Consider the following 20,800-nt stretch of genomic DNA (forward strand, 5'->3'; position numbering starts at 1 on the left):
AAGGTCTAGACATTCAGCGCATTCATGCAATTCAAACAAGCGTATGTTTTTACGTTGACAGCTCTTGAGCTTCCTCATACCCTCGCGAAACTTTCACCGCAGCGGAATCGAGCGGACGTGGGCAGCATCTACCTGATTCGACATGGCCAAGCCTCCTTCGGTGCAGACGATTACGATGTGCTATCGCCCATTGGAATTCGCCAGGCCGAAGTGCTGGGCGAGCACCTTGCTCAACTGGGTATACGCATTGACCGCAGTGTAAGCGGTGATCTGCGCCGCCAGCAGCACACGGCTAACAGTGCCTTACAGCAGCTGGAGCAAGCAGGCATTGCCACACCATCGCTGGAGATTGACTCTGCCTTCAACGAGTTTGATGCGGATGCCGTAATCCGCAGCCTGCTGCCGGACATGCTTGGCGAAGAACCCGAAGCCCTGCACATTCTGCGCAATGGCGCCCAAAACCGAGCTGAATTTCAGCGCCTGTTCGCCAAGCTGATTGGCCGCTGGATTTCCGGTGAGCACGACATGCCGGACCTGCAAAGCTGGCAAGGCTTCGTCGAGCAGGTTCAGGGCGGCCTTACCCGTCTACTTGAACAGGCTGACAGCAAACAAAACATTGCCGTATTCACCTCAGGCGGCACCATCACCGCCCTATTGCACCTCATTACCGGTATCGCGCCTGCACAGGCGTTTGAACTGAACTGGCAAATTGTTAACACCTCACTTAGCTGCCTTAAGTTTCGTGGCAGCCAAGTGAGCCTGGCTTCCTTCAACAGCCATGTGCATTTACAGCTGTTGAAGGCGCCGGAGCTCATCACGTATCGCTGAGCTTCGGCCCACTGCACCCATCACGGGCGCTAGAAAAACCTGAGAAAAAGGAAGAAACCATGAGCGTTGCAGACATCGTCAATACCATGCAGTCCAAATTCAACGCCGGTGCCGCTGCAGGCCTGGACCTGGTGTTTCAATTCAACATCGAAGACGGCGAGAACTACGCGCTGATCGTCAAGGACGGCACCTGCGCCGTTGAGAAAGGCGACAACGCCAACGCCAACGTGACCCTGATCATGGACACCGAGACCCTGAAAGGCATCACCAGCGGCGAAACCGACGGTATGCAAGCGTTCATGTCCGGCAAACTGCGCGCCGAAGGCGACATGATGCTGGCCATGAAGCTGGGCGAGCTGTTCCCGGTTTAAGCGGTAACGCTTCTGCGCTGCACCAAAAACCGGAGTCATTGACTCCGGTTTTTTTATGGCTAGAAACCAGACTTAAATGGCCAATCAGGCAGCTTGATTAAGCAGCAACACGCCCGCCTATAACGGCGGGTATTCCTTGTGAGCTACAGGCTGCAGCATTAGATTAGCTAATTATCTTAGGCACCCATCATAAGCAGAAGGGATAAACATGGCGCTTACTGACCAGTCCACCCGAATCCGCGAAGGCGAAGAACTCGACGCCGCGGTCATCGACCAGTACCTCAAGGCGCATATCCCTGGCTTGGCGGGCGAGCCGCGCATCAGCCAGTTTCCTGGCGGCGCCTCGAACTTGACCTATCTGCTCGAATACCCCAACCAGGAATTTGTACTGCGTCGTCCGCCCTTCGGCCACAAAGCCAAATCGGCTCACGACATGGGCCGCGAGTACCGCATCCTCAATCAGCTCAACGCCGGTTTTCCTTACTGCCCGAAAGCCTACGTGCACTGCACCGACGAGTCGGTGATCGGTGCCGAGTTCTATGTCATGGAACGGGTCAACGGCATCATCCTGCGTTCGGAGATGCCAGCGGAGCTGAACTTCAGCCCCGAGCAGACCCGCGAGCTGTGCAAGAGCTTTATCGACAAGATGGTCGAACTGCACAACGTCGACTATCAAGCCTGCGGCCTGGGTGACCTGGGTAAGCCTGAGGGCTATGTGCAGCGGCAGATCGGCGGCTGGAGTGATCGCTACGACAAGGCGCTGACCCCCGACGCACCGTTGTGGGAACCGGTCAAAGCCTGGCTCAAGGACAAGATGCCAGCCGACCACCACAAGCCCGGTATCGTGCATAACGACTACCGCTTCGATAACGTCATCCTCAGCCCGCAGAACCCAAGCCAAATTATCGGCGTACTGGACTGGGAGCTGACCACCATCGGCGATCCGCTGATGGATCTGGGCAATACCCTCGCCTACTGGATCGAAGCAGGCGACTCGGCGCCAATTCAGATGATGCGCCGCCAGCCGAGCAACGCCCCTGGCATGCTGACTCGCCAGCAGTTCGCCGACTACTACGCTGAGCGCTCAGGTATCGAGATCAAGAGCATCGACTTCTACTACACCTACGGCTTGTTCCGCCTGGCCGGCATCGTGCAGCAGATCTACTACCGCTACTTCCATGGCCAGACTCAGGACAAACGCTTCGCGCAGTTCATTCACATGAACAAGCTGCTGGAGCAGATGAGCCTGCAGGTCATCAATAAATCGCAGCTGTAAACGGCCGAACAGGCCTCTCATAAGAAAGGAAAAGCCCATGTCCAAGACCCATCTGTTCGACCTCGACGGCAAGATCGCTTTCGTTTCCGGCGCCAGCCGTGGTATCGGCGAGGCCATTGCCAAACTGCTGGCCCAACAAGGCGCTCACGTCATCGTTTCGAGCCGCAAGATCGACGACTGCCAAAAAGTCGCGGATGCCATCATCGCAGACGGCGGTAAGGCCACGGCAATTGCCTGCCACATTGGCGAGATGGAGCAAATCAGCAACGTCTTCGCGCAGATCAAAGAGCAATTCGGCCGTCTCGACGTACTGGTCAACAACGCCGCCACCAACCCGCAGTTCTGCAACGTGCTCGACACCGACTTGGGCGCGTTCCAGAAGACCGTTGATGTGAACATTCGTGGTTACTACTTCATGTCCATCGAGGGCGGCAAACTGATGAAGGCCAACGGTGGTGGCAGCATCATCAACGTGGCCTCGATCAACGGCGTCTCGCCGGGTGAATTCCAAGGTATTTACTCGGTCACCAAAGCTGCCGTCATCAGCATGACCAAGGTCTTCGCCAAGGAATGCGCGCAGTTCGGCATTCGTTGCAACGCCCTGCTGCCAGGCCTGACTGACACCAAGTTCGCCTCAGCGCTGACCAAGAACGATGCCATCCTCAAAGTCGCCTTGCAGCGCATCCCGCTCAAGCGTGTGGCTGATCCGAGTGAAATGGCTGGCACCGTGCTGTACCTAGCCAGCGATGCCTCCAGCTACACCACCGGCGTGGCATTGAATGTGGATGGCGGCTTCCTCTCCTGAGATAGCCAATCCAATAAAAAAGGGACCCTCGGGTCCCTTTTTTGCAGCCTGGAATTTACTGCCAGTCCTTTAGCGCCTGCTTGGCGGCCGGATTCATTGGCTCAGCGAGCAAGCCAGCAGGCGTCAGGTTGATGCTGTACACCGCCTCATCGGCAAGCGGCAGGTACGTTACCCGGCGCGCCTGTGGGTCGAAGATAAACAGATCATGCTGACCCAACCGCAGCCAGCGCCAAAGATCGATGCCATACGGACTGTGCGCCAGCTCGACACGGGTATGCTGCGCCAGGCTCTGCTGTTCGATGGAAAGAAAACGCCCCGAGAGCTTTTCCAGGCGATAACCTGGCTGCAAACCAATCAACTCGGCCAGCCCCTTCCACTGCAGAAATCGCGCATCAAGCTGCCAGAGGTCGCCCTCCATGGTCAGTGTGCGCTCACGACCGCCCTCCAGCACACTGACGCGATACAGCGGGCCGTCAGCCTTGAAGCTCAACGTCGCCAGCGGCTTACCTTCAGGAATTGCTGCGTAGCTGCGCAAATCGTTGGCCAACAGACCAATCAGCGCCGCCAAGGCGAGAAATGCCAGGCCGCAGGTGCCACGCAACCAACCGAGAAACCAGTGACGATTGAACAGGATGCGCGCCGCAACAAACGCCGCCAATAACCCTAGCAATGCCGTTGCCCATGCCAGTCCGCCGTATTGCATTGCCGTGCATTCCTTATGCGTGAGATTGCCGGCATTATGCGCAGCTACCTGGCTATAGAACAGCCAGAGAACACCACAATTAGACACAGGACGTGTTTTTAAATGGCTTTCCCGTTTGAACTCAGCGTTGATCTAAGCACACTGGCAATTCTCGCCATGGTCGCGTTTATTGCTGGCTTTATCGATGCAATTGCCGGCGGTGGCGGTCTGCTGACCATCCCAGCGCTGCTCACGGCCGGCCTACCGCCGCACCTTGCTCTGGGCACCAACAAACTCAGTTCGACCTTTGGCTCGGCTGCTGCAAGCTACACCTTCTACCGGCGCAAATTGTTTGACCCCGGCCAATGGCGCAACGCGTTGATTGGCACGGCCGTCGGCGCGCTTCTCGGAGCCGCGATGGCGCAATGGCTGCCGTCGGAGTGGTTGAACCAGCTGCTACCCGCCGTGGTATTTGGCTGCGGCCTGTACCTGCTGTTTGGCAAAACACCGGATGCGCCGCTGCTTGCCGAAGCGCCGATTGCCAAAGGTCGGCAGTGGCCACAAAGCCTCAGCCTGGGTTTCTATGATGGGGTTGCAGGCCCTGGTACGGGCGCTTTCTGGACGGTCAGTAGCCTGCTGCTCTATCCGCTCGACCTGGTCAAGGCCAGCGGCGTGGCGCGCAGCATGAACTTCGTCAGCAATATCTGCGCTCTGACCGTGTTTATCATCAGCGGACAAGTGGCCTGGCTGCTGGGTATCTGCATGGGGTTGGCGTTGATGGTCGGTGCGTTTCTAGGGGCACGCACCGCGATCAAGGGCGGATCGAAGTTTATACGCCCGGTATTTATCCTGGTGGTCTTGGCGTTGACCGTGCGCTTAGCCTGGCAGCACTGGTTCGGGCTGGCCTAGACGACGCGCTACATAGACGTCGATCAGATAACGGGCAATCGAACGCGAAGCCGGCAGTGGTGGCAGGTCATGCACACTGAACCACTGCGCATCCTCGATTTCATCGACCTGCATGACGATATCGCCACTGGCGTATTCAGCATGGAAGCCCAGCATCAGCGAATGCGGAAACGGCCAACCCTGGCTACCCAGGTACTGCAGGTTCTTGATCTCGACCCCGACCTCTTCGCGCACTTCACGGGCTACGCAATGCTCGACCGACTCCCCCGCCTCCACGAAGCCTGCCAGAGTGCTGTAAACCCCGGACACAAAGCGCGGCGAGCGCGCCAGCAGAACCTCATCGCCGCGAGTAACCAGCACAATCATGCTGGGTGAAAGCCGCGGGTAATGATGCAGCTCACAGCGTACGCAGTGCATCGCGCGTTCGCCCGGCATATGTTGCATCGATCCACCGCAGCTGCCACAGAAACGATGCTGACTGGCCCAAGTGCCAATCTGGGTGGCGTAGCTGAGCAACTTGAAGGTATCGGCATCGCCTTGCAGCATAAATTGGCGAAGGCTCTGCCAAGCGCAGCCCGGCACGTCGAATGGCTGACTCAACTCCAGCAGATAAACAGCATCGCCATCAAAGTGGCCTAAGCCATGCTCTGCGATGATCAGTAAATCTTGCTTTTTCAACCACTCACGGGGAAAAAGCACCCCGTTGCTGTCTGCTAGAAAATGCTGTTTGCAGTGCACAACTGCCCAACCACCAGGTTGCTGGCTGTCAAGCAGTGTAGGTTGCCAGCGGAGCATGCTCACACCTCCAGCGGCATGCCCAGGGCACGCACGCTTTCTGCCGCGAGATCAAGCACGCTGGGCTGGGTTTCCGGACGCATCACCGCCCCGGCTTCGAGGTAGTACTCAAGGCTGCTAAGGGCATCGGCGAGGGTTTCCAACATCTGCTCGGACGGCATGTGCGGCGCGTCAAACATATGCTGTTGAATGTAATCGGCGCACGCACCGACCAACTGGGCGGCGCGTTCCTGACCGAGGAACCACAGCCCACCACGAACGGCTTGCAAACTGAACGGAACATTCGACAGATGCATGCGCTCGCCGCCCGATTCGAGGTAGGCGGTAATTGCCCGCTTGGCCAGAGCCAGCCCGGCTTGGGCCTCGTCGACCACCACAATACGGGCCTCATTGAGCTGGTGCAGGGCAAAGGAGTCAGCTTCTTCACCAGGCTGAGCCTGCGTGGGTCTTACTTCACGGCGCTCGCCGCGATCCAGACTGGCAACCATGCCTTCGACGTACAGCACCGCATCGGCCAATTTATGCAGCTCCTGCGCTTGCGGCGCACTCTCCTCACTCCAACTGGCGACAGTCTGCAGTTGAGCGTTTAGAGAGTTGCCAGCCGAACTGAGGCCAACCATACCCAAGGTCTTACTCAGCTTACCCAGCAGGGCATGCAAGCTATTGAGACTGTCACTTTGCAGGGTGCCGCGCTCGATCAGGTCAAGCATATCCTTGACGCTGTTGAGCTCCTCACGGATCGCCGAACTCAGCGAGCGCATTACGGCCTGCCCGGGACCTGCCAGGCGCTGGTATTCCTCTTCCAGCAGGTGATCGGTAAAGGGTAACGGCGTCAAACCGAATACTTCACTGAGGGCGGTCGCTTGCGGCCCACGACTGTCGGCCAGGGCCACCAAGTAGAGCAATTCTTTGAGTAACCCTCGAGGCGCTTCGTATTGCCCATTGACGAAGAGTTGCTTGAGCTCACGGTCAATTCGCGAAAACAGCTGTTTACGCGACTTGCGCGCCAGCAGCTGACCGTCGACCTGCGCCTCAACAGCCGCAGCACCGACCCAGCACAGGCGACCGCGCGGCTCGTTGGCAAACAAGCTATCGAGACGACTCAGTGCACGCCCCATCAATTTGAGACTGGCTTGCGGGTTCTGCTCACGAATAAAGCCCAGCAGCCCCACTTGATACATGTGGCGTAAACGACGCGCTTCGCTCTCACGGGCAGCGCCATCAACTGAGGGCGGCGAAGTGCGCGGGCGGGCGTGGTCGAGGCGCACGCTAAAGAAAAAGCTTTCTGGCAAGGCGGACTGACCGCCGGCCTGACGGAGATCATTGATCGCTGGCAGCAACAGCTCCGGCATTTCTTGACGGTGGGCTTCAACGTTTTCCAGATAACGGCGCAGCACATGCAATGCGTTGCTCAGGGCGGAAAGCTGCGCATCGCGCTCTTCGCCGGCACCGGCGGGAATATCAGTGGCCTGATCCAGCACTTCCTGAGCCAGTAACTCGGCACCTGCCAGCTCAATCAGGTTCAGCGTACCGCGTACCTGATGCAGGTTTTCCACGGCCTGTTGCAACAGACTGCCGTTGTGACGGTCGGCAATAAAGTGTTCGAGGCTCGACTCGGCCTCTTCCATGGTGGCGAACAACTCATCGCGCACCAGATTAAGCGACGTGGCTCCAGAAACCATGAGCTATTGCGCCTCCCGCGTTAGGAAAAAAGACAGGTGGAAGGGCAACATCAGTCGGCAAACTCCGGTTTCTGTTTGCTCATATGAGCGGCCATGGCCACCCGCAGATCGGCCGATTGCAGCATCGCGGCGTTCCAGGTGGCGATATATTCCAGGCCATCATCGACGCGGTGATCGCGCATGTAGCGAATCATTTCCTTGGTACCACGGATGGCAACCGGCGACTTGCTGGCTATCTCACGGGCAATACCCATCACGCCATCAAGCAAAGCATCGACATCGGCATAGGTACGATTGACCAGGCCAATGCTGCGCGCCTCCTCACCCTCGATGGTGCGGCCGGTAAAGGCCAGCTCGCGCATCATGCCATCACCAATGATGCGCGGCAGACGCTGCAAGGTACCCACGTCGGCGGCCATGCCAATGTCGATTTCCTTGATCGAGAACTGCGCATCGACCGTTGAGTAACGCATGTCACAGGCCGAAATCAGATCAATCGCACCGCCCAGGCAGTAGCCTTGAATGGCTGCAAGTACCGGCTTACGACAATTGTCTACAGCGTTGAACGAGGCTTGCAGTTCAAGAATCTTGCGCCGCAGCTTTTCGGCATTGCGACCGACATCCGAGCCCAGCTGGCTGCCAATCGACGCGAGCATCATCAGGTCAATGCCGGAGGAGAAATGTTTGCCCGCGCCGGAGATCACCACCGCACGCACCTCATCGGTGTCATCAATCCAGCGGAAGATCTCGATAATCTCGCGCCAGAAGTCCGCATTCATCGCGTTGACTTTTTCTGGGCGGTTAATCACCACGTGGGCGACCTTATCTGCCAACTCGACATTAAAGGCTTTGTAGTCGGACACGGCAGTCATCCTCAGCAAGGGCGCGGAGCGCGTAGAATCTTATTAGGGTAAAAATCGAGCAACTATAACAACCAACCGACAAATGTCGATGCTGGCCACTGTGACGCAGGCCACGTCATCAAAGTTAAGCTCAATTTTTACTTATCGGCGATAAGCGCTTGATCTACTGAGAAAGACTGGCGGCAAACCAGCGCATATCGCTGGTGCCGCCGGGCAAAGGTACAGGCCAGAGCAGGATCAGGCCTTGATGCAGTCCACGGTGTAGACGCCATTCTCACGCTGCAGGCCGTGCACATCGGCATCGAAACCAGGGAAGCTGCGGTCAAAGGTACGGGCAAAGGCCAAGTAATCAATGATCGAACGCGTCTGCGCAGTAAAACGCTCGCCTGGCATGATCAGCGGAATACCTGGCGGATAGGGCACCAGCATCACCGCAGCAATCCGCCCCTCCAGCAGCTCAATTGGCACCGCCTCGACTTCGCCGCGTACCAGCTGGTTGTAGGCATCGGCCGGTTTGATCGCCACTTCCGGCAGCACCGTGTACATACGTTTGAGTGCCTTGGCCGTGGCGTTTTCGCGGTAGCAGGCATGCAGCGCATCACACAGGTCACGCAGCCCCATGTCCTGATAAAACGCCTTGCCAGCCTGGGCGATAGACGGCAATACATCGCTTAACGGCAAGTTGGCGTCATAGCTGCGCTTGAACTCCAGCAACTCGGTCAGCAGCGTGCTCCACTTGCCTTTGGTAATGCCCATCGAGAACAGCACCAGGAAGGAATACAGACCGGTCTTCTCCACCACCAAGCCACGTTCCCAGAGGAACTTACTGACCACGGCAGCCGGAATGCCCCGCTCGTCCAGTTTGCCGTCGGCGGTCAGTCCAGGCGTGACCAACGTGACTTTGATCGGGTCAAGCAGCACATAGTCTTCAGCCACCTCACCAAAACCGTGCCAGTCGGCTTGCGGTTGCAGCAGCCAATCCTGAGTCACCACATCATCGGTGCCTTCGGCCTTGGCTGGCTGCCAGATGCTAAACCACCAATCATCAACGCTTAGGTTCTGCCTCAGGTTGGCCAGGGCGCGGCGGAAACTCAGGGCTTCATCGAAGGTTTCCTGAATCAGCGAGCGCCCTGCCGGGCCTTCCATCATCGCCGAAGCCACATCCAGCGAGGCGATGATGCCGTACTGCGGCGAGGTGGAGATGTGCATCATAAAGGCTTCGTTGAAGCGATCCCGATCCAATTGGCGCACACCGCCATCCTGCACATGAATCATCGAGGCCTGGCTGAAAGCCGCCAGCAGCTTATGCGTAGAGTGGGTGGTAAACACCAGCGGCGCATTCTCGGTGCGCGCGGTGCCCATGCCGTAACGCCCGGCATAGAACTCATGAAATGCCGCATAGGCATACCAGGCCTCGTCGAAATGCAGCACTTCAACGCTGTTGCCCAGGGTCTGCTTGATCAATTCTGCGTTGTAGCAAAGGCCGTCGTAGGTCGAGTTGGTCACCACCACCAGCTTGACCATCGCCCCGCTGCTGCTCGGCACACGACCGCGTGCCAGTGGGCTGGCATCGATCTTCGCCTGGATCGATTCACGGCTGAATTCGCTCAGCGGAATCGGCCCGATGATGCCCAGCTCGTTGCGTTCTGGGCACAGGTACAACGGGATCGCACCGGTCATGATGATCGAATGCAGGATCGACTTATGGCAGTTGCGATCCACCAGCACCAGGTCATCCCGACCGACCATGCTGTGCCAGACGATCTTGTTTGCCGTCGAGGTGCCGTTGATCACGAAATAGGTGTGATCGGCGCCAAAGTTACGCGCCGCGCGGGCTTCAGCTTCGGCGAGCGGGCCGGTGTGATCGAGCAACGAACCCAACTCAGGCACCGACACCGAGAGGTCGGAACGCAGGGTGTTTTCGCCGAAGAACTGGTGAAACGCCTGCCCCACCGGGCTTTTGCGATAGGCCACACCACCGCCATGGCCAGGTGTGTGCCAGGAATAGTTGGACTGCGCCGTGTGCTGCACCAGCGCCTTGAAGAATGGCGGCAACAGGCAATCCAGATAATTGCGCGCCGCGCGGGCCACCTGGCGGGCCAGGAACGGCACGGTGTCTTCAAACAGATAGAGGATGCCGCGCAACTGATTGAGATCGACCATGGCCTCAGCCGGCGCATTCTCGATGGTCACTTGCTCACCGAGGGCAAAAATCGGCAACTGTGGCGCACGACGGCGGGCGATGCGGATCAGCTCAACCATGTCCTGCAGCAGGTTCTTGTTTTCACCCGCACCTTCGGCCGCGACCAGGATGCAGGCCAGGCCGTGGTGCGTGGAAGCGACGATGCGCCCCTCGGCGGAGCTGGCGGTAGACAGAATGCTGAAGCCGTCCTGCTCCAGTTCTTGGGCGATGGCGCGCACCCGGTCACCGGCCACAGTATCGGCCTTGATGTCACGGTGCACGATCAGGACGGGGAACTTGAGGTCTTTATACATTGTGGCGTCCCTGAGTGTGACAGGCTGAGCCTGCCTATCGCCTCAGGGTAGAGGCTGGCTCCGCCAGGCGGAACCCCCTCTGCGTGACGCTGTACGAAAAGGTCGCGAGTGGATAACTCGCGACGTTCTTATACCTCAGCCTTGGGCTGCTCCATTTGCACCCAGAGCGGCGGCGCACCTACAGATTTTTCGATGATCGCCAGACGCGCCGCGTGCTCGGCGAGCTCTGCAGCGCTGGCCTGGATCACCCGCGTACGTGCACGCTCAGCAGGCAGACGGCGGATCGCACTGGGCTGCTGACGGCCATTGCTGTCGCCTTCCGAGCCATCGCCAGCCAGGGACAGATTGGTCTGTCCACCAGTCATGGTCAGGTAGACGTCAGCCAGAATCTCGGCGTCGAGCAAAGCGCCGTGCAGATCACGACCAGAGTTGTCGACGCCATAGCGTTTGCACAGCGCATCGAGGTTGTTGCGCTGCCCTGGATGGCGCTCGCGGGCCATCATCAGGGTGTCCAGGATCGAGCAGTGCTCGCTGATATCGGCGCGGTCGTCCTGCTTGATCAGGGCGAATTCGTTGTTGATAAAGCCAACGTCGAACGCCGCGTTGTGAATGATCAGCTGCGCGCCCTTGATGAATTCGAAGAACTCATCGGCGACTTCCTTGAAGCGCGGCTTGTCTTTGACAAAGTCGTTGGTGATGCCGTGCACCGCAATCGCGCCTTCGTCGATTTCGCGATCAGGCTGCAGATAAACATGGAAATGCCGACCGGTCAGACGCCGGCCGATCAGTTCAACACAGCCGATTTCGATGATCCGGTGACCATCGGCCACCGGCATACCGGTGGTTTCGGTATCGAGTACGACGCTACGCATGCTTCTTTGCCCTCACTTCATCCACACCGCGGTTGGCCAGTTGATCGGCCTTCTCGTTACCCGGATGGCCGGTATGACCGCGCACCCACTGCCAGGTAACGTTATGCCGATTGACCTGTTCGTCCAGCGCCTGCCAAAGGTCGGCGTTTTTCACTGGTTCCTTGGCGGCGGTCTTCCAGCCACGCTTCTTCCAGTTCGGCATCCACTCCTGGATGCCTTTCATCACATACTGCGAGTCAGTCACCAGGCGCACCGAGCAGGGCCGCGTCAGCGCGATCAAGGCGCAGATCGCCGCCATCAATTCCATGCGGTTATTGGTGGTATTGGGCTCACCGCCCCACAGCTCCTTCTCTACACCCTTGCAAATCAATAACGCTCCCCAGCCACCCACGCCAGGATTACCTTTGCAGGCGCCGTCGGTGTAGATCTCGACCTGTTCACTCATGTATCTGCAATCTCTCGCTCAATTAGTCCGGCCGGTGCTATTTCTGTGGTGTTTCGCGGCGGCTGACTTTGGCCACGGGCATCGGCAGCAATTTACCTACCGGCTGCCGGTTAGGTTGGCGCAATGGCCGCAGCCCCACGACCAGCTTACGGGCCACCAGCACGTAAAAACCGCCACCGGGTGGCTGCCATGCTGCGCCTAAACGCTCCAGCCCCGCCAACCGCGCCTGCCAGGCCGGCGAAGAAAGCGGCGGACGATAGCACCCGAAGCGGCGTTTCTCCAGCGCGAAACCCAACAGGTGCAACCAGTCACTGACCCGACTGGGCGCGATACAGCGCGCATGGCGCAAGGCATCGCGTGTTATGAAATGACGCATACCCCAGGTGCTCATCGGGTTGATACCCACGATCAGCAGATGACCGCCTGGGCGTACGCTGCGCGCCGCCTCACGGAGCAAACCGTGGGGTGACAGGCTGAAATCCAGGCCGTGCTGTACCACCACCACATCGGCAGCATGCTCGGTGAGCGGCCAGGATTGCTCCTCACAAACAATTTCCACGCCCTTGAACGGCGCGCCCAGGCGCACACTGCGCTGAATCTGCTGAGCATCCGGCGGCGTTTCGGCGGCTGGGCCGTAATGCACCAGGTAACCGCCAAAGAAGCGCGCCAGCTCTTCCTCCAGCAATTGCCGCTCCTGCTCCAGCAGCAACTGCCCGAGTGGGCCACTCAGCCAAGTGCGCGCTGAGGCAATTAGGTCAAGCCATTCACTGTCTGCATGGGCAAAAGGGTGATCGGACATAAGGGGCTACTCCCGTATTATTCACGACCGAGCTGGAGCTTAGAGTCTATTCACGACCTCGCGAGCTAGAGTCCTGCAAGGCAAGAACAGGCGAGGAAACGGAGTGTACTTTTTTACATGAGCATTCCGACTGGGCTCGCATCCGAGCCTGTTTTAACGCAGCAGGGCCGACGCGCAGCAGATCGTACTGCATAGCCAGCACCGCTATTGCCGCCTAAGATGCACTTTTGTACCCTGCTTAGCGACCGACTGATGATAAAAATCGACGCCCTGCCCGCATTCTCCGACAACTATATATGGCTGCTGCAAGACCTGAAGCAGCGTCGCTGCGCGGTTGTTGACCCGGGTGACGCCGCGCCGGTCGAGGCCTGGCTGGCGGCCAACCCAGGCTGGCAGTTGAGCGATATTCTGATCACCCACCATCATTTCGATCACGTCGGCGGCATTGAACGACTAAAGGCGGCCACCGGTGCTCGAGTAATGGGGCCGGCCAACGAAAAAATTCCAGGTCGCGACCTGGCGCTGCGCGACGGCGACCAGGCTGAAGTGCTGGGCCAGCGATTCAACATATATGAAGTGCCGGGACACACACTTGGGCATATCGCCTATATCCAGCCTGAGCAGCACTGGCTGTTTTGTGGTGACACGCTGTTTGCTGGCGGCTGTGGTCGCTTGTTTGAAGGCAGCCCCGAGCAAATGCACAACTCGCTCAGCCGCCTGGCCGCCCTCCCCGAACAGACTCAGGTGTTCTGTACCCATGAATACACCCTGAGCAACCTGCGCTTTGCTGTGGCTGTTGAACCCGATAATCCAGACATCAATCAACGCCTGGCCCAGGTCAGCCAATGGCGCGAAGCTGGGCACATGAGCCTTCCCTCATCGATTGGCCTGGAGCGCGCTACCAACCCTTTTCTGCGTAGCGCACAACCGTCGGTCGGCGCCCGCATCACTGAACGTGACGGGCCTGAAAATCGCACCCCCGCTCAGGTATTCGCGGCATTGCGCGCCTGGAAGGACCATTTCTAAACCTCGACAACCACACAAAAGACTGGTTAAAACTTGACCAAGGGCAGGCTGGTTCCTAGAATCGCTCGACCTTTTCGCCGGGAAGCACACCGCCGCCAATGCCCTTATCACCACGCAAGACCTTGAATTTAAAGGCATTGGCACAAAGCGCTCAGACGCTTGTGGTGATCATGTGCGTAACCCTGGCCGGCTGCCAGACCAGTAACCAATACCGCCCTGACAGTGGTCGCGACACTGACCGTGCGGTTGGCCTTGAGCAAGAGCCGGAATGGCTCAACAGCGGCGTCGCCTCTACGCCCGACGAACCAAAAGACATCTGGGAACGGGTGCGCAACGGCTATCAACTGCAGGACACCATCACCCTCAACCCGCGTATCGAGCAACAGCGCCTGTGGTTCGTCAGCAACCCTACGTTTATCGAGAAAGCCGGCGAGCGCAGCAGCCCCTATATCCACTTCATCGTTGAGCGCCTGGAGCAGCGCAATATGCCGATGGAGCTGGCACTGCTGCCGATGATCGAAAGCTCCTACAACCCGCTGGCCTACTCCCATGCTCATGCGGTTGGGCTGTGGCAGTTCATCCCGTCCACCGGGCGCAACTTCAACCTGCGCCAAACCAACTGGTACGACGGCCGCCGCGATGTAATGGCCTCGACCGATGCGGCAATCAGCTATCTGACGCGCCTAAAAGAAATGTTCAACGGCGACTGGCTGTTAGCCCTGGCAGCCTATAACGCTGGCGAAGGCCGTGTAAGCCGGGCGATTGAGCGCAACCAGAAACTCGGCCTGCCGACCGATTACTGGAACCTCTCGCTGCCAGTGGAAACCCAGAATTACGTGCCCAAGCTACTGGCCCTCTCGCAAGTGGTGATGACGCCGCAAGCCTATGGCGTCAGCCTCGCGCCGATTGCCAATGAACCCTACTTCGAGAAAGTTGTCTTCACTCAGCGCATGGACCTTGCACGTGTCGCCGCCATGGCAGATCTGGATGAAGACGAGCTGTACCTGCTCAACCCCGCGTTCAAAAAAGGCATTACCCTCGACGGCCCTAAGCACCTGCTGATACCCACTGATAAAGCCGAGTTGCTGACCGCCAACCTGTCCTTGATGAAGCCTCAGGAGCAGGTGGACTGGCAGCAATACCGCGTACGCTCCGGTGACAGCCTGCACACCATCGCCAACCGGCACCAGCTCACGGTGAACACCCTCAAAGACATCAACAAGCTTTCAAGCAATAACCTGCGCATTGGCCAGGTGCTGAGTATCCCCGCGCAACCGGGTGTACCCGCGCGCGAACCGGTATTCCAACGCAGCGTGGCCCACAGTGCCCCCAGCCGTACCTATCGGGTGAAAAACGGTGACAACCTCTGGCAGATCGCCAAAAACCACCAGGTCGCCGTCAAGGATGTGCAGCGCTGGAATAAGCTTTCCGGCAACAGCCTGCGTGTCGGTCAAGTGCTCACCCTACAAGCCGGCAGCCAACTCAGTGGTGCAAGCGGCAGCAGTGGCAGCGCCCCACGGCGGCAGAACGCAACCTACTACAAGGTGCGCCAGGGTGACTCGCTGTACCTGATCGCCAAGCGCTTCAAGGTGCCGATGAAGAGCCTGCAGAGCTGGAATCCCAAAGCTGGCAAAGCGCTCAAGCCAGGGCAGACCTTGACCCTGTACAGCCTAAACTGATCACGCCTTCTTGCTCATCGCCTCCAGGCAACGCCCGGTCAACTGGGTAAAGCGCTGAAAGGCGACAAACTGCTCATGCTTCAATGCCCGCCCCGATACCCGGCTGTCGGCATACAGCAGACCTATTTCGCGAGTGCCGGCCAACAGCGGCGCGATAAAGAACATGCCCTGCCCCAGGCGCTGGCGAATCGGCTGGGTGACCAGCTCGTTGAGGTTGTAACTGGCCGGCACGCCCATCCAGAGCGCTTCTTTATTGCGCAGCGCATAACTGAAGATATGCGGCTGCTCTTGCTGCGCCACGGGAAGTACGAAGTCATTACTCCAGCCCTCGGTGCCTTCGCCAATCACCCGTTTGGCGCGGAAACAACTCTGCCCGTCCGCGAGTACCACCAGCATGATGCGCTCCAACCCTGCGCCCTGATGCAGCCCCTTGAACAGCGTATCGAGCACCAGACCGAGATCACCACGCTTTGAAACCAACAGGCCTAGATCCTGCAAGGCCTGCTGCAAAATCAGCATATTAGGCTGCAACAGACGCGCCTTACGCTGTTCCTGCTGCAAGCGAATCTGTTCCGGATCGGTATTGGGGATCAGTTTGCACAGCTGGCTAGCGCCGAAGGTCGCCGCCATCTTCACGGTTTCCTCGGCACTGGCCAGCACCTGCTGCATGGCTTCCTGCGGGGTCACTCCGATAAAACTGGCCAACTGACCGACCAGCGCTTCCATGGCGGGAGTATCCCAGCCATCCAGCGCAGCCTGACTGATCTTCGCCCCCAGGGTCACGGCTTTGACCGCCGGATCATTCTGACTGGTCGACTGGTGCGCCAGGCTGACGGTATCGCCGAGGTTCCAACTTTTCACCAGCGACAAACTTAACTGGCGAAAGCTGGTACCAAGCAGTTGCATCACCACCTCATCTTCATCGATACCCGGCTGAGCCAAGGCACTGGCCAGATCATCCGCCGCATCTCCGGCACAGCCCCAGAACGCCAGCTCACCGACGTTATGCAACAGGGCGGCGATAAACACTTCCTCGTCATTTTTAGTCAGCACATAGCCAGCAATATTGCGTGCCTGCACGGCCGCATGAAACGAGCGCGCCAGCAATTCAGCAAGCTGATCGCGGGAGCTGCGTGCCAGCAAACCATCGATCAGGCTGACCGACAGACCGATCTGGCGCACGTTATCAAAGCCGATCAGCACGATGGCCCGAGAAATGGTGCGAATAGGTTCCTGGGATGGGTTGTAATACACACTATTGCCGATACGCAGCACCTTAGTGGTCAAGGCCGCATCGCGTAGCAGTACATCTGCCAATTGCTGCACAGAAGATTTGTCGCCCTGAGTAAGACGGTGCAGATCCTGCACCACCGCGGCCAGGGCGGGTAATTCGGCTTGGTTGAAGCGATCAATCCATGACTGCAAACCATGGCAGGCTGTTACCAAAATGATGCCCTCGGAATTAGTTAATTCAGTGTAGTCAAAGTGCCGCTATTGCTTAGCCGCGAGCCTACCCTTTTTCCAGTCGATACAAGCTGTTAATGTGCCTGACCAGCAGCCCATAAGACGCCACGGATCGGATATTTCACTTGATACGTCCCCTCCTCTCGTTATTTCTCTGCATGGCCATCAGTTCATCTGCCTGGGCCACTCTGTATAAAAGCCATGGTTACGCCCAGTTTGGCGAGCTGAAGTATCCCGCCAGCTTCACCCATTTCGCCTGGGTCAACCCGGAAGCCCCCAAGGGCGGCACACTGCGGATGATGGCCAACGGCACATTCGACACGCTCAACCCCTACACATTCAAGGGCAGCAGCCCGATCAGCACCGCCAACTTCCTGCAGTACGGGGTCAACGAGCTGAATGCGCCGCTGATGGTCGGCACCGGCGCCTATGATCCTTCCGGTGACGAGCCGGCCTCCAGCTACGGCCTGATCGCCGAGTCGGTTGAGTACAGCGATGATCGCAGTTGGGTGGTGTTTAACCTGCGTCCCGAGGCGCGCTTTCACGACGGTAAGCCGATTACCGCCTATGATGTGGCCTTTTCCTACCGCCTGCTGCTCAAGGACGGTCACCCGCAGTACCGCACCAACCTGCAGGAAGTAAAACGGGTCGATATCCTCAATCGCCACAGCATCCGTTTTGTTCTAAAGCGGGCCGGCAACTCCCTGCTGATCCTGCGCCTCGGCGAACTGCCGGTGCTGCCGCAGCACTACTGGAAAGGCCGCGACTTCAAGGCCACCACCTATGAGCCGCCGCTGGGCAGCGGGCCCTACCGCATTACCCAGGTCAGCCCCGGGCGCAGCCTGCGCTTCGAGCGGATCAAGGATTGGTGGGGCGCCAAGCTGCCAGTCAACCGCGGCAAATACAATTTCGACCGGGTCGACGTAGAGTTCTACCGCGACAGCCATGTGGCTTTCGAAGCGTTCAAGGCCGGCGAATTCGACATCTATATCGAACAGCAGGCGAAGAACTGGGCCAACGGCTATCGCTTCCCGGCATTGAGCCGTGGCGAAGTGATCCGCGCCGAGATCCCCCACCAGATCCCGACCCAGACCCAGGCGCTGTTTATGAACACCCGCCGCGAGGTGTTTGCTGACCGCCAGGTACGCGAAGCCCTGGGCCTGATGTTCGACTTCGAGTGGGCCAACCGCGCCCTGTTCAATAGCTCCTACACCCGCGCCAAAAGCTACTACCCCAACAGCGAGTTCTCGGCCAGCGGCAAACCGGAAGGTGCGGAATGGCTGTTGCTCTCGCCCTACCGCAAGCAGTTGCAGGCGCGCCTGTTTAAAGAACCGTTCAGCATGCCGCAGACCGATGGCCGGGGCATCCCGCGGGAAACCTTGCGCCGCGCCCTCGGTCTATTGGCCGAAGCCGGCTGGAAGCCTTCCGGCCAACGCCTGCTCAACAGTGAGGGGCAGCCGCTGCGCTTTGAAATATTGCTGGTCAACCCAAACCTTGAACGCATTCTCCAGCCCTTTACCGAAAATCTCGCCAGCATTGGCATCCAGGCCAACCTGCGCACCGTCGACCGCGCCCAGTACAAACAGCGCCTCGATCAGTACGACTTCGACATGATTCTGCTCACCCTGCCGCAAACCCTCAGCCCCGGCCTGGAACAGTCGCTGTATTTCCATTCCTCCCAGGCCAAGATCAAAGGCGGCAGGAATTACGCTGGGGTCACCCACCCAGTGGTCGACGCGCTAATCGAAAAACTGCTGTCGGCGCAGAGCCGTGACGAGCAGATCGCCGCCACCCGCGCCCTTGACCGGGTACTGTTGTGGCAGCACTACAGCATCCCGAACTGGTATATCGATTATCACCGCCTGGCTTACCGCAACCGATTTGCCTTCGTCACCACGCCGCCCTACACCCTAGGCCTGCGTACCTGGTGGCTGAAATCCATGGAGAACGCTGAATGACCCATGCATTGCGCGCCCTGTTTATCCACGTCAGCGGCATTGCCCTGCTTGGCGTTGCCAGCCTGGCCCTGGCCGCCCCCAAGCACGCACAAACCCTGTATGACGAACCACCCAAGTATCCGGCCAACTTCAAGCACTTCGACTACGTCAATCCCGATGCGCCCAAAGGTGGCACCCTGCGCCAGTCTGGCTTTGGCGGCTTCGACAGCCTCAATCCCTTTATCAACAAGGGTGTGGCAGCCGACGATATCGGCATGATCTACGACACCCTGACCCGCCACGGTCTGGATGAGCCTTTTACCGAGTACGGCCTGATCGCCGAAAAGATCGAGAAAGCTCCGGACAACGCCTGGGTACGCTTCTACCTGCGCCCCGAAGCGCGCTTTCACGATGGCCAACCGGTGACCGCCGAAGACGTCAAATTCAGCTTCGACACCCTGATGAGCAAAGGCGCGCCGATGTACCGCGGTTACTACGCCGACGTCGACAAGGTTGAGGTCGAAAGCCCCCACCGCGTGCGTTTCGTCTTCAAGCATGCCGGTAACCGTGAGTTGCCGTTGATCGTCGGCCAGCTACCGGTGCTGCCAAAACACTGGTGGGCCGAGCGTGACTTCAGCAAAGGCAACCTCGACGTGCCCCTGGGCAGCGGCCCCTACAAAGTGGCGGACGTGCAGGCCGGCCGCTCGATCCGCTATGAGCGAGTCAAGGACTGGTGGGGCAAGGATCTGCCGGTTAACCGCGGCTTCTACAACTTCGACACCCTGGAAATCGACTACTACCGCGACCACACCGTCGCTCTGGAAGCGCTCAAGGCAGGGCAATTCGACTACTGGCTGGAAATCAGTGCAAAGAACTGGGCCACCGCCTACAACAACCCCGCTGTGGCCAACGGCCAACTGATCAAGGAAGAGATCGCCAACCACAACCCCACCGGCATGCAGGGTTTTATCTTCAACACCCGCCGCCCGCTGTTTACCGACCGCCGCGTGCGTGAAGCCCTGGGTCTGCTGTTTGATTTCGAATGGGCCAATCGGCAGCTGTTCAACGGCGCCTACACGCGCACACGCAGCTACTTCGACAACTCCGAACTGGCCTCCGTCGGCCTGCCCTCCGCTGACGAGCTAAAGCTGCTGGAGCCATTGCGCGCACAGATTCCGCCGCAGGTATTTACCGACGAATACCAGCCTTCGGCCACCGATGGCAGCGGCATCATCCGTGAACAACAGCGCCGCGCTTACCAACTGCTGCAGGAAGCCGGCTGGCGTGTGGATGGCGACAAGATGCTCGACAGCACGGGCAAACCGGTGAGCTTCGAGTTCCTGCTGGCGCAAACCGAGTTCGAACGCATCCTGCTGCCGTTCAAACGTAACCTGGCCGACCTGGGCATCGATCTGGTGATCCGCCGCGTTGACGTATCCCAGTACATCAACCGCCTGCGTTCGCGCGACTTTGACCTGATCGTCGGCGGCTTTGGTCAGTCCAACTCCCCCGGCAACGAGCAGCGCGAATACTGGCACTCCAGCAGCGCCGACAACCCTGGCAGCCGCAACTTTATCGGCCTGAAAGACCCGGCAGTGGACAAGCTGGTCGAGGGTCTGATCAACGCCGACTCGCGCCAGAGCCTGATCACCCACACCCGCGCCCTCGACCGCGTACTGCTGTGGGGCCATTACGTGGTGCCCAACTGGCATATCAAAACCTGGCGCGTGGCCTACTGGAACCGCTTCGAACACCCCAAGGTCACCCCGCAATACGACATAGGCCTGCATACCTGGTGGGCCCGCGCGAAATCACCTGAAGCGGCGGCCGACGAAGCTGCCGCGCAGAACACCGCAGACGTGGAGCAATAA

At 58.9% G+C, this 20,800-nt stretch carries 18 protein-coding genes; 9 read left to right on the forward strand and 9 right to left on the reverse strand.

Translation table 11 applies throughout. From position 1 onward, the window contains the following. The first annotated feature begins 117 nt into the window (after nucleotides 1-117). From BLO50_RS18885 to BLO50_RS18900, 4 genes are all read left to right on the forward strand, one after another. Entirely contained in the window at nucleotides 118-828 is a 711-nt protein-coding gene (locus tag BLO50_RS18885; RefSeq protein WP_090255839.1) for a histidine phosphatase family protein, read from the forward strand. A 59-nt stretch (nucleotides 829-887) separates the two neighbouring features. After that, on the forward strand, nucleotides 888-1,199 hold the full coding sequence (locus BLO50_RS18890; protein ID WP_090255840.1) for an SCP2 sterol-binding domain-containing protein: 312 nt from the start codon (nucleotides 888-890) through the stop codon (nucleotides 1,197-1,199). A gap of 208 nt (nucleotides 1,200-1,407) precedes the next feature. Beyond that, a complete protein-coding gene (locus BLO50_RS18895; RefSeq protein WP_090255841.1) occupies nucleotides 1,408-2,475 on the forward strand; it encodes a phosphotransferase family protein in 1,068 nt (355 codons plus the stop codon). A 37-nt stretch (nucleotides 2,476-2,512) separates the two neighbouring features. After that, nucleotides 2,513-3,280, forward strand: a complete 768-nt coding sequence (locus BLO50_RS18900) for an SDR family oxidoreductase (protein ID WP_090255842.1) — start codon at nucleotides 2,513-2,515, stop codon at nucleotides 3,278-3,280. Nucleotides 3,281-3,335: 55 nt separating this feature from the next. On the opposite strand, the gene BLO50_RS18905 is transcribed toward BLO50_RS18900, so the two are convergent. Then, complete coding sequence (locus BLO50_RS18905; protein WP_090255843.1) at nucleotides 3,336-3,983, reverse strand: hypothetical protein; 648 nt, start codon at nucleotides 3,981-3,983, stop codon at nucleotides 3,336-3,338. A 102-nt stretch (nucleotides 3,984-4,085) separates the two neighbouring features. On the opposite strand from BLO50_RS18905, the gene BLO50_RS18910 reads away from it, so the two are divergent. Beyond that, complete coding sequence (locus tag BLO50_RS18910; protein ID WP_090255844.1) at nucleotides 4,086-4,871, forward strand: TSUP family transporter; 786 nt, start codon at nucleotides 4,086-4,088, stop codon at nucleotides 4,869-4,871. Here BLO50_RS18910 and nudC read toward each other — a convergent pair. The 7 genes from nudC to BLO50_RS18945 form a co-directional block, all read right to left on the reverse strand. Next, on the reverse strand, nucleotides 4,839-5,666 hold the full coding sequence (gene nudC, locus BLO50_RS18915; RefSeq protein ID WP_090255845.1) for an NAD(+) diphosphatase: 828 nt from the start codon (nucleotides 5,664-5,666) through the stop codon (nucleotides 4,839-4,841). The genes BLO50_RS18910 and nudC overlap by 33 nt on opposite strands. A gap of 2 nt (nucleotides 5,667-5,668) precedes the next feature. Further along, nucleotides 5,669-7,348, reverse strand: a complete 1,680-nt coding sequence (locus tag BLO50_RS18920; protein ID WP_090255846.1) for a FimL-related protein — start codon at nucleotides 7,346-7,348, stop codon at nucleotides 5,669-5,671. Nucleotides 7,349-7,398: 50 nt separating this feature from the next. Next, nucleotides 7,399-8,211: a crotonase/enoyl-CoA hydratase family protein gene (locus BLO50_RS18925; RefSeq protein ID WP_090255933.1), complete on the reverse strand. Its 813-nt coding sequence runs from the start codon at nucleotides 8,209-8,211 to the stop codon at nucleotides 7,399-7,401. Nucleotides 8,212-8,448: 237 nt separating this feature from the next. Further along, nucleotides 8,449-10,707, reverse strand: coding sequence for an Orn/Lys/Arg family decarboxylase (locus BLO50_RS18930; RefSeq protein ID WP_090255847.1), 2,259 nt, complete (start codon nucleotides 10,705-10,707; stop codon nucleotides 8,449-8,451). Nucleotides 10,708-10,835: 128 nt separating this feature from the next. Further along, nucleotides 10,836-11,579, reverse strand: a complete 744-nt coding sequence (dnaQ, locus tag BLO50_RS18935; RefSeq protein WP_090255848.1) for a DNA polymerase III subunit epsilon — start codon at nucleotides 11,577-11,579, stop codon at nucleotides 10,836-10,838. Further along, nucleotides 11,572-12,024, reverse strand: a complete 453-nt coding sequence (gene rnhA, locus BLO50_RS18940) for a ribonuclease HI (protein ID WP_090255849.1) — start codon at nucleotides 12,022-12,024, stop codon at nucleotides 11,572-11,574. Before rnhA ends, dnaQ begins: the two co-directional genes overlap by 8 nt. 37 nt (nucleotides 12,025-12,061) lie before the next feature. Continuing rightward, nucleotides 12,062-12,823: a class I SAM-dependent methyltransferase gene (locus tag BLO50_RS18945; protein WP_090255850.1), complete on the reverse strand. Its 762-nt coding sequence runs from the start codon at nucleotides 12,821-12,823 to the stop codon at nucleotides 12,062-12,064. A gap of 252 nt (nucleotides 12,824-13,075) precedes the next feature. Between BLO50_RS18945 and gloB the strand changes: the two genes are divergently transcribed. Both gloB and BLO50_RS18955 read left to right on the forward strand, forming a co-directional pair. Then, entirely contained in the window at nucleotides 13,076-13,849 is a 774-nt protein-coding gene (gene gloB, locus BLO50_RS18950) for a hydroxyacylglutathione hydrolase (protein ID WP_090255851.1), read from the forward strand. Between the two features lie 98 nt (nucleotides 13,850-13,947). Further along, complete coding sequence (locus BLO50_RS18955) at nucleotides 13,948-15,528, forward strand: lytic transglycosylase domain-containing protein (protein WP_090255852.1); 1,581 nt, start codon at nucleotides 13,948-13,950, stop codon at nucleotides 15,526-15,528. Here BLO50_RS18955 and BLO50_RS18960 read toward each other — a convergent pair whose 3' ends face one another. Further along, on the reverse strand, nucleotides 15,529-16,953 hold the full coding sequence (locus tag BLO50_RS18960; RefSeq protein ID WP_090255853.1) for an HDOD domain-containing protein: 1,425 nt from the start codon (nucleotides 16,951-16,953) through the stop codon (nucleotides 15,529-15,531). Nucleotides 16,954-17,120: 167 nt separating this feature from the next. Between BLO50_RS18960 and BLO50_RS18965 the strand changes: the two genes are divergently transcribed. Beyond that, the gene (locus BLO50_RS18965) at nucleotides 17,121-18,950 is read left to right on the forward strand and encodes an extracellular solute-binding protein (RefSeq protein ID WP_090255934.1); all 1,830 of its coding nucleotides are present in this window, start codon (nucleotides 17,121-17,123) and stop codon (nucleotides 18,948-18,950) included. Continuing rightward, complete coding sequence (locus BLO50_RS18970; RefSeq protein WP_090255854.1) at nucleotides 18,947-20,800, forward strand: extracellular solute-binding protein; 1,854 nt, start codon at nucleotides 18,947-18,949, stop codon at nucleotides 20,798-20,800. Before BLO50_RS18965 ends, BLO50_RS18970 begins: the two co-directional genes overlap by 4 nt.

The sequence above is a fragment of the Pseudomonas peli genome (assembly GCF_900099645.1).
Classification (GTDB): domain Bacteria; phylum Pseudomonadota; class Gammaproteobacteria; order Pseudomonadales; family Pseudomonadaceae; genus Aquipseudomonas; species Aquipseudomonas peli.

Coding starts and splice junctions, on each gene's coding strand:
- BLO50_RS18890 (WP_090255840.1), top strand. CDS start 888: ATGAGCGTTGCAGACATCGTCAATACCATGCAGTCCAAATTCAACGCC.
- BLO50_RS18895 (WP_090255841.1), top strand. CDS start 1,408: ATGGCGCTTACTGACCAGTCCACCCGAATCCGCGAAGGCGAAGAACTC.
- BLO50_RS18900 (WP_090255842.1), top strand. CDS start 2,513: ATGTCCAAGACCCATCTGTTCGACCTCGACGGCAAGATCGCTTTCGTT.
- BLO50_RS18905 (WP_090255843.1), bottom strand. CDS start 3,983: ATGCAATACGGCGGACTGGCATGGGCAACGGCATTGCTAGGGTTATTG.
- BLO50_RS18910 (WP_090255844.1), top strand. CDS start 4,086: ATGGCTTTCCCGTTTGAACTCAGCGTTGATCTAAGCACACTGGCAATT.
- nudC (WP_090255845.1), bottom strand. CDS start 5,666: ATGCTCCGCTGGCAACCTACACTGCTTGACAGCCAGCAACCTGGTGGT.
- BLO50_RS18920 (WP_090255846.1), bottom strand. CDS start 7,348: ATGGTTTCTGGAGCCACGTCGCTTAATCTGGTGCGCGATGAGTTGTTC.
- BLO50_RS18930 (WP_090255847.1), bottom strand. CDS start 10,707: ATGTATAAAGACCTCAAGTTCCCCGTCCTGATCGTGCACCGTGACATC.
- dnaQ (WP_090255848.1), bottom strand. CDS start 11,579: ATGCGTAGCGTCGTACTCGATACCGAAACCACCGGTATGCCGGTGGCC.
- rnhA (WP_090255849.1), bottom strand. CDS start 12,024: ATGAGTGAACAGGTCGAGATCTACACCGACGGCGCCTGCAAAGGTAAT.
- BLO50_RS18945 (WP_090255850.1), bottom strand. CDS start 12,823: ATGTCCGATCACCCTTTTGCCCATGCAGACAGTGAATGGCTTGACCTA.
- gloB (WP_090255851.1), top strand. CDS start 13,076: ATGATAAAAATCGACGCCCTGCCCGCATTCTCCGACAACTATATATGG.
- BLO50_RS18955 (WP_090255852.1), top strand. CDS start 13,948: ATGCCCTTATCACCACGCAAGACCTTGAATTTAAAGGCATTGGCACAA.
- BLO50_RS18970 (WP_090255854.1), top strand. CDS start 18,947: ATGACCCATGCATTGCGCGCCCTGTTTATCCACGTCAGCGGCATTGCC.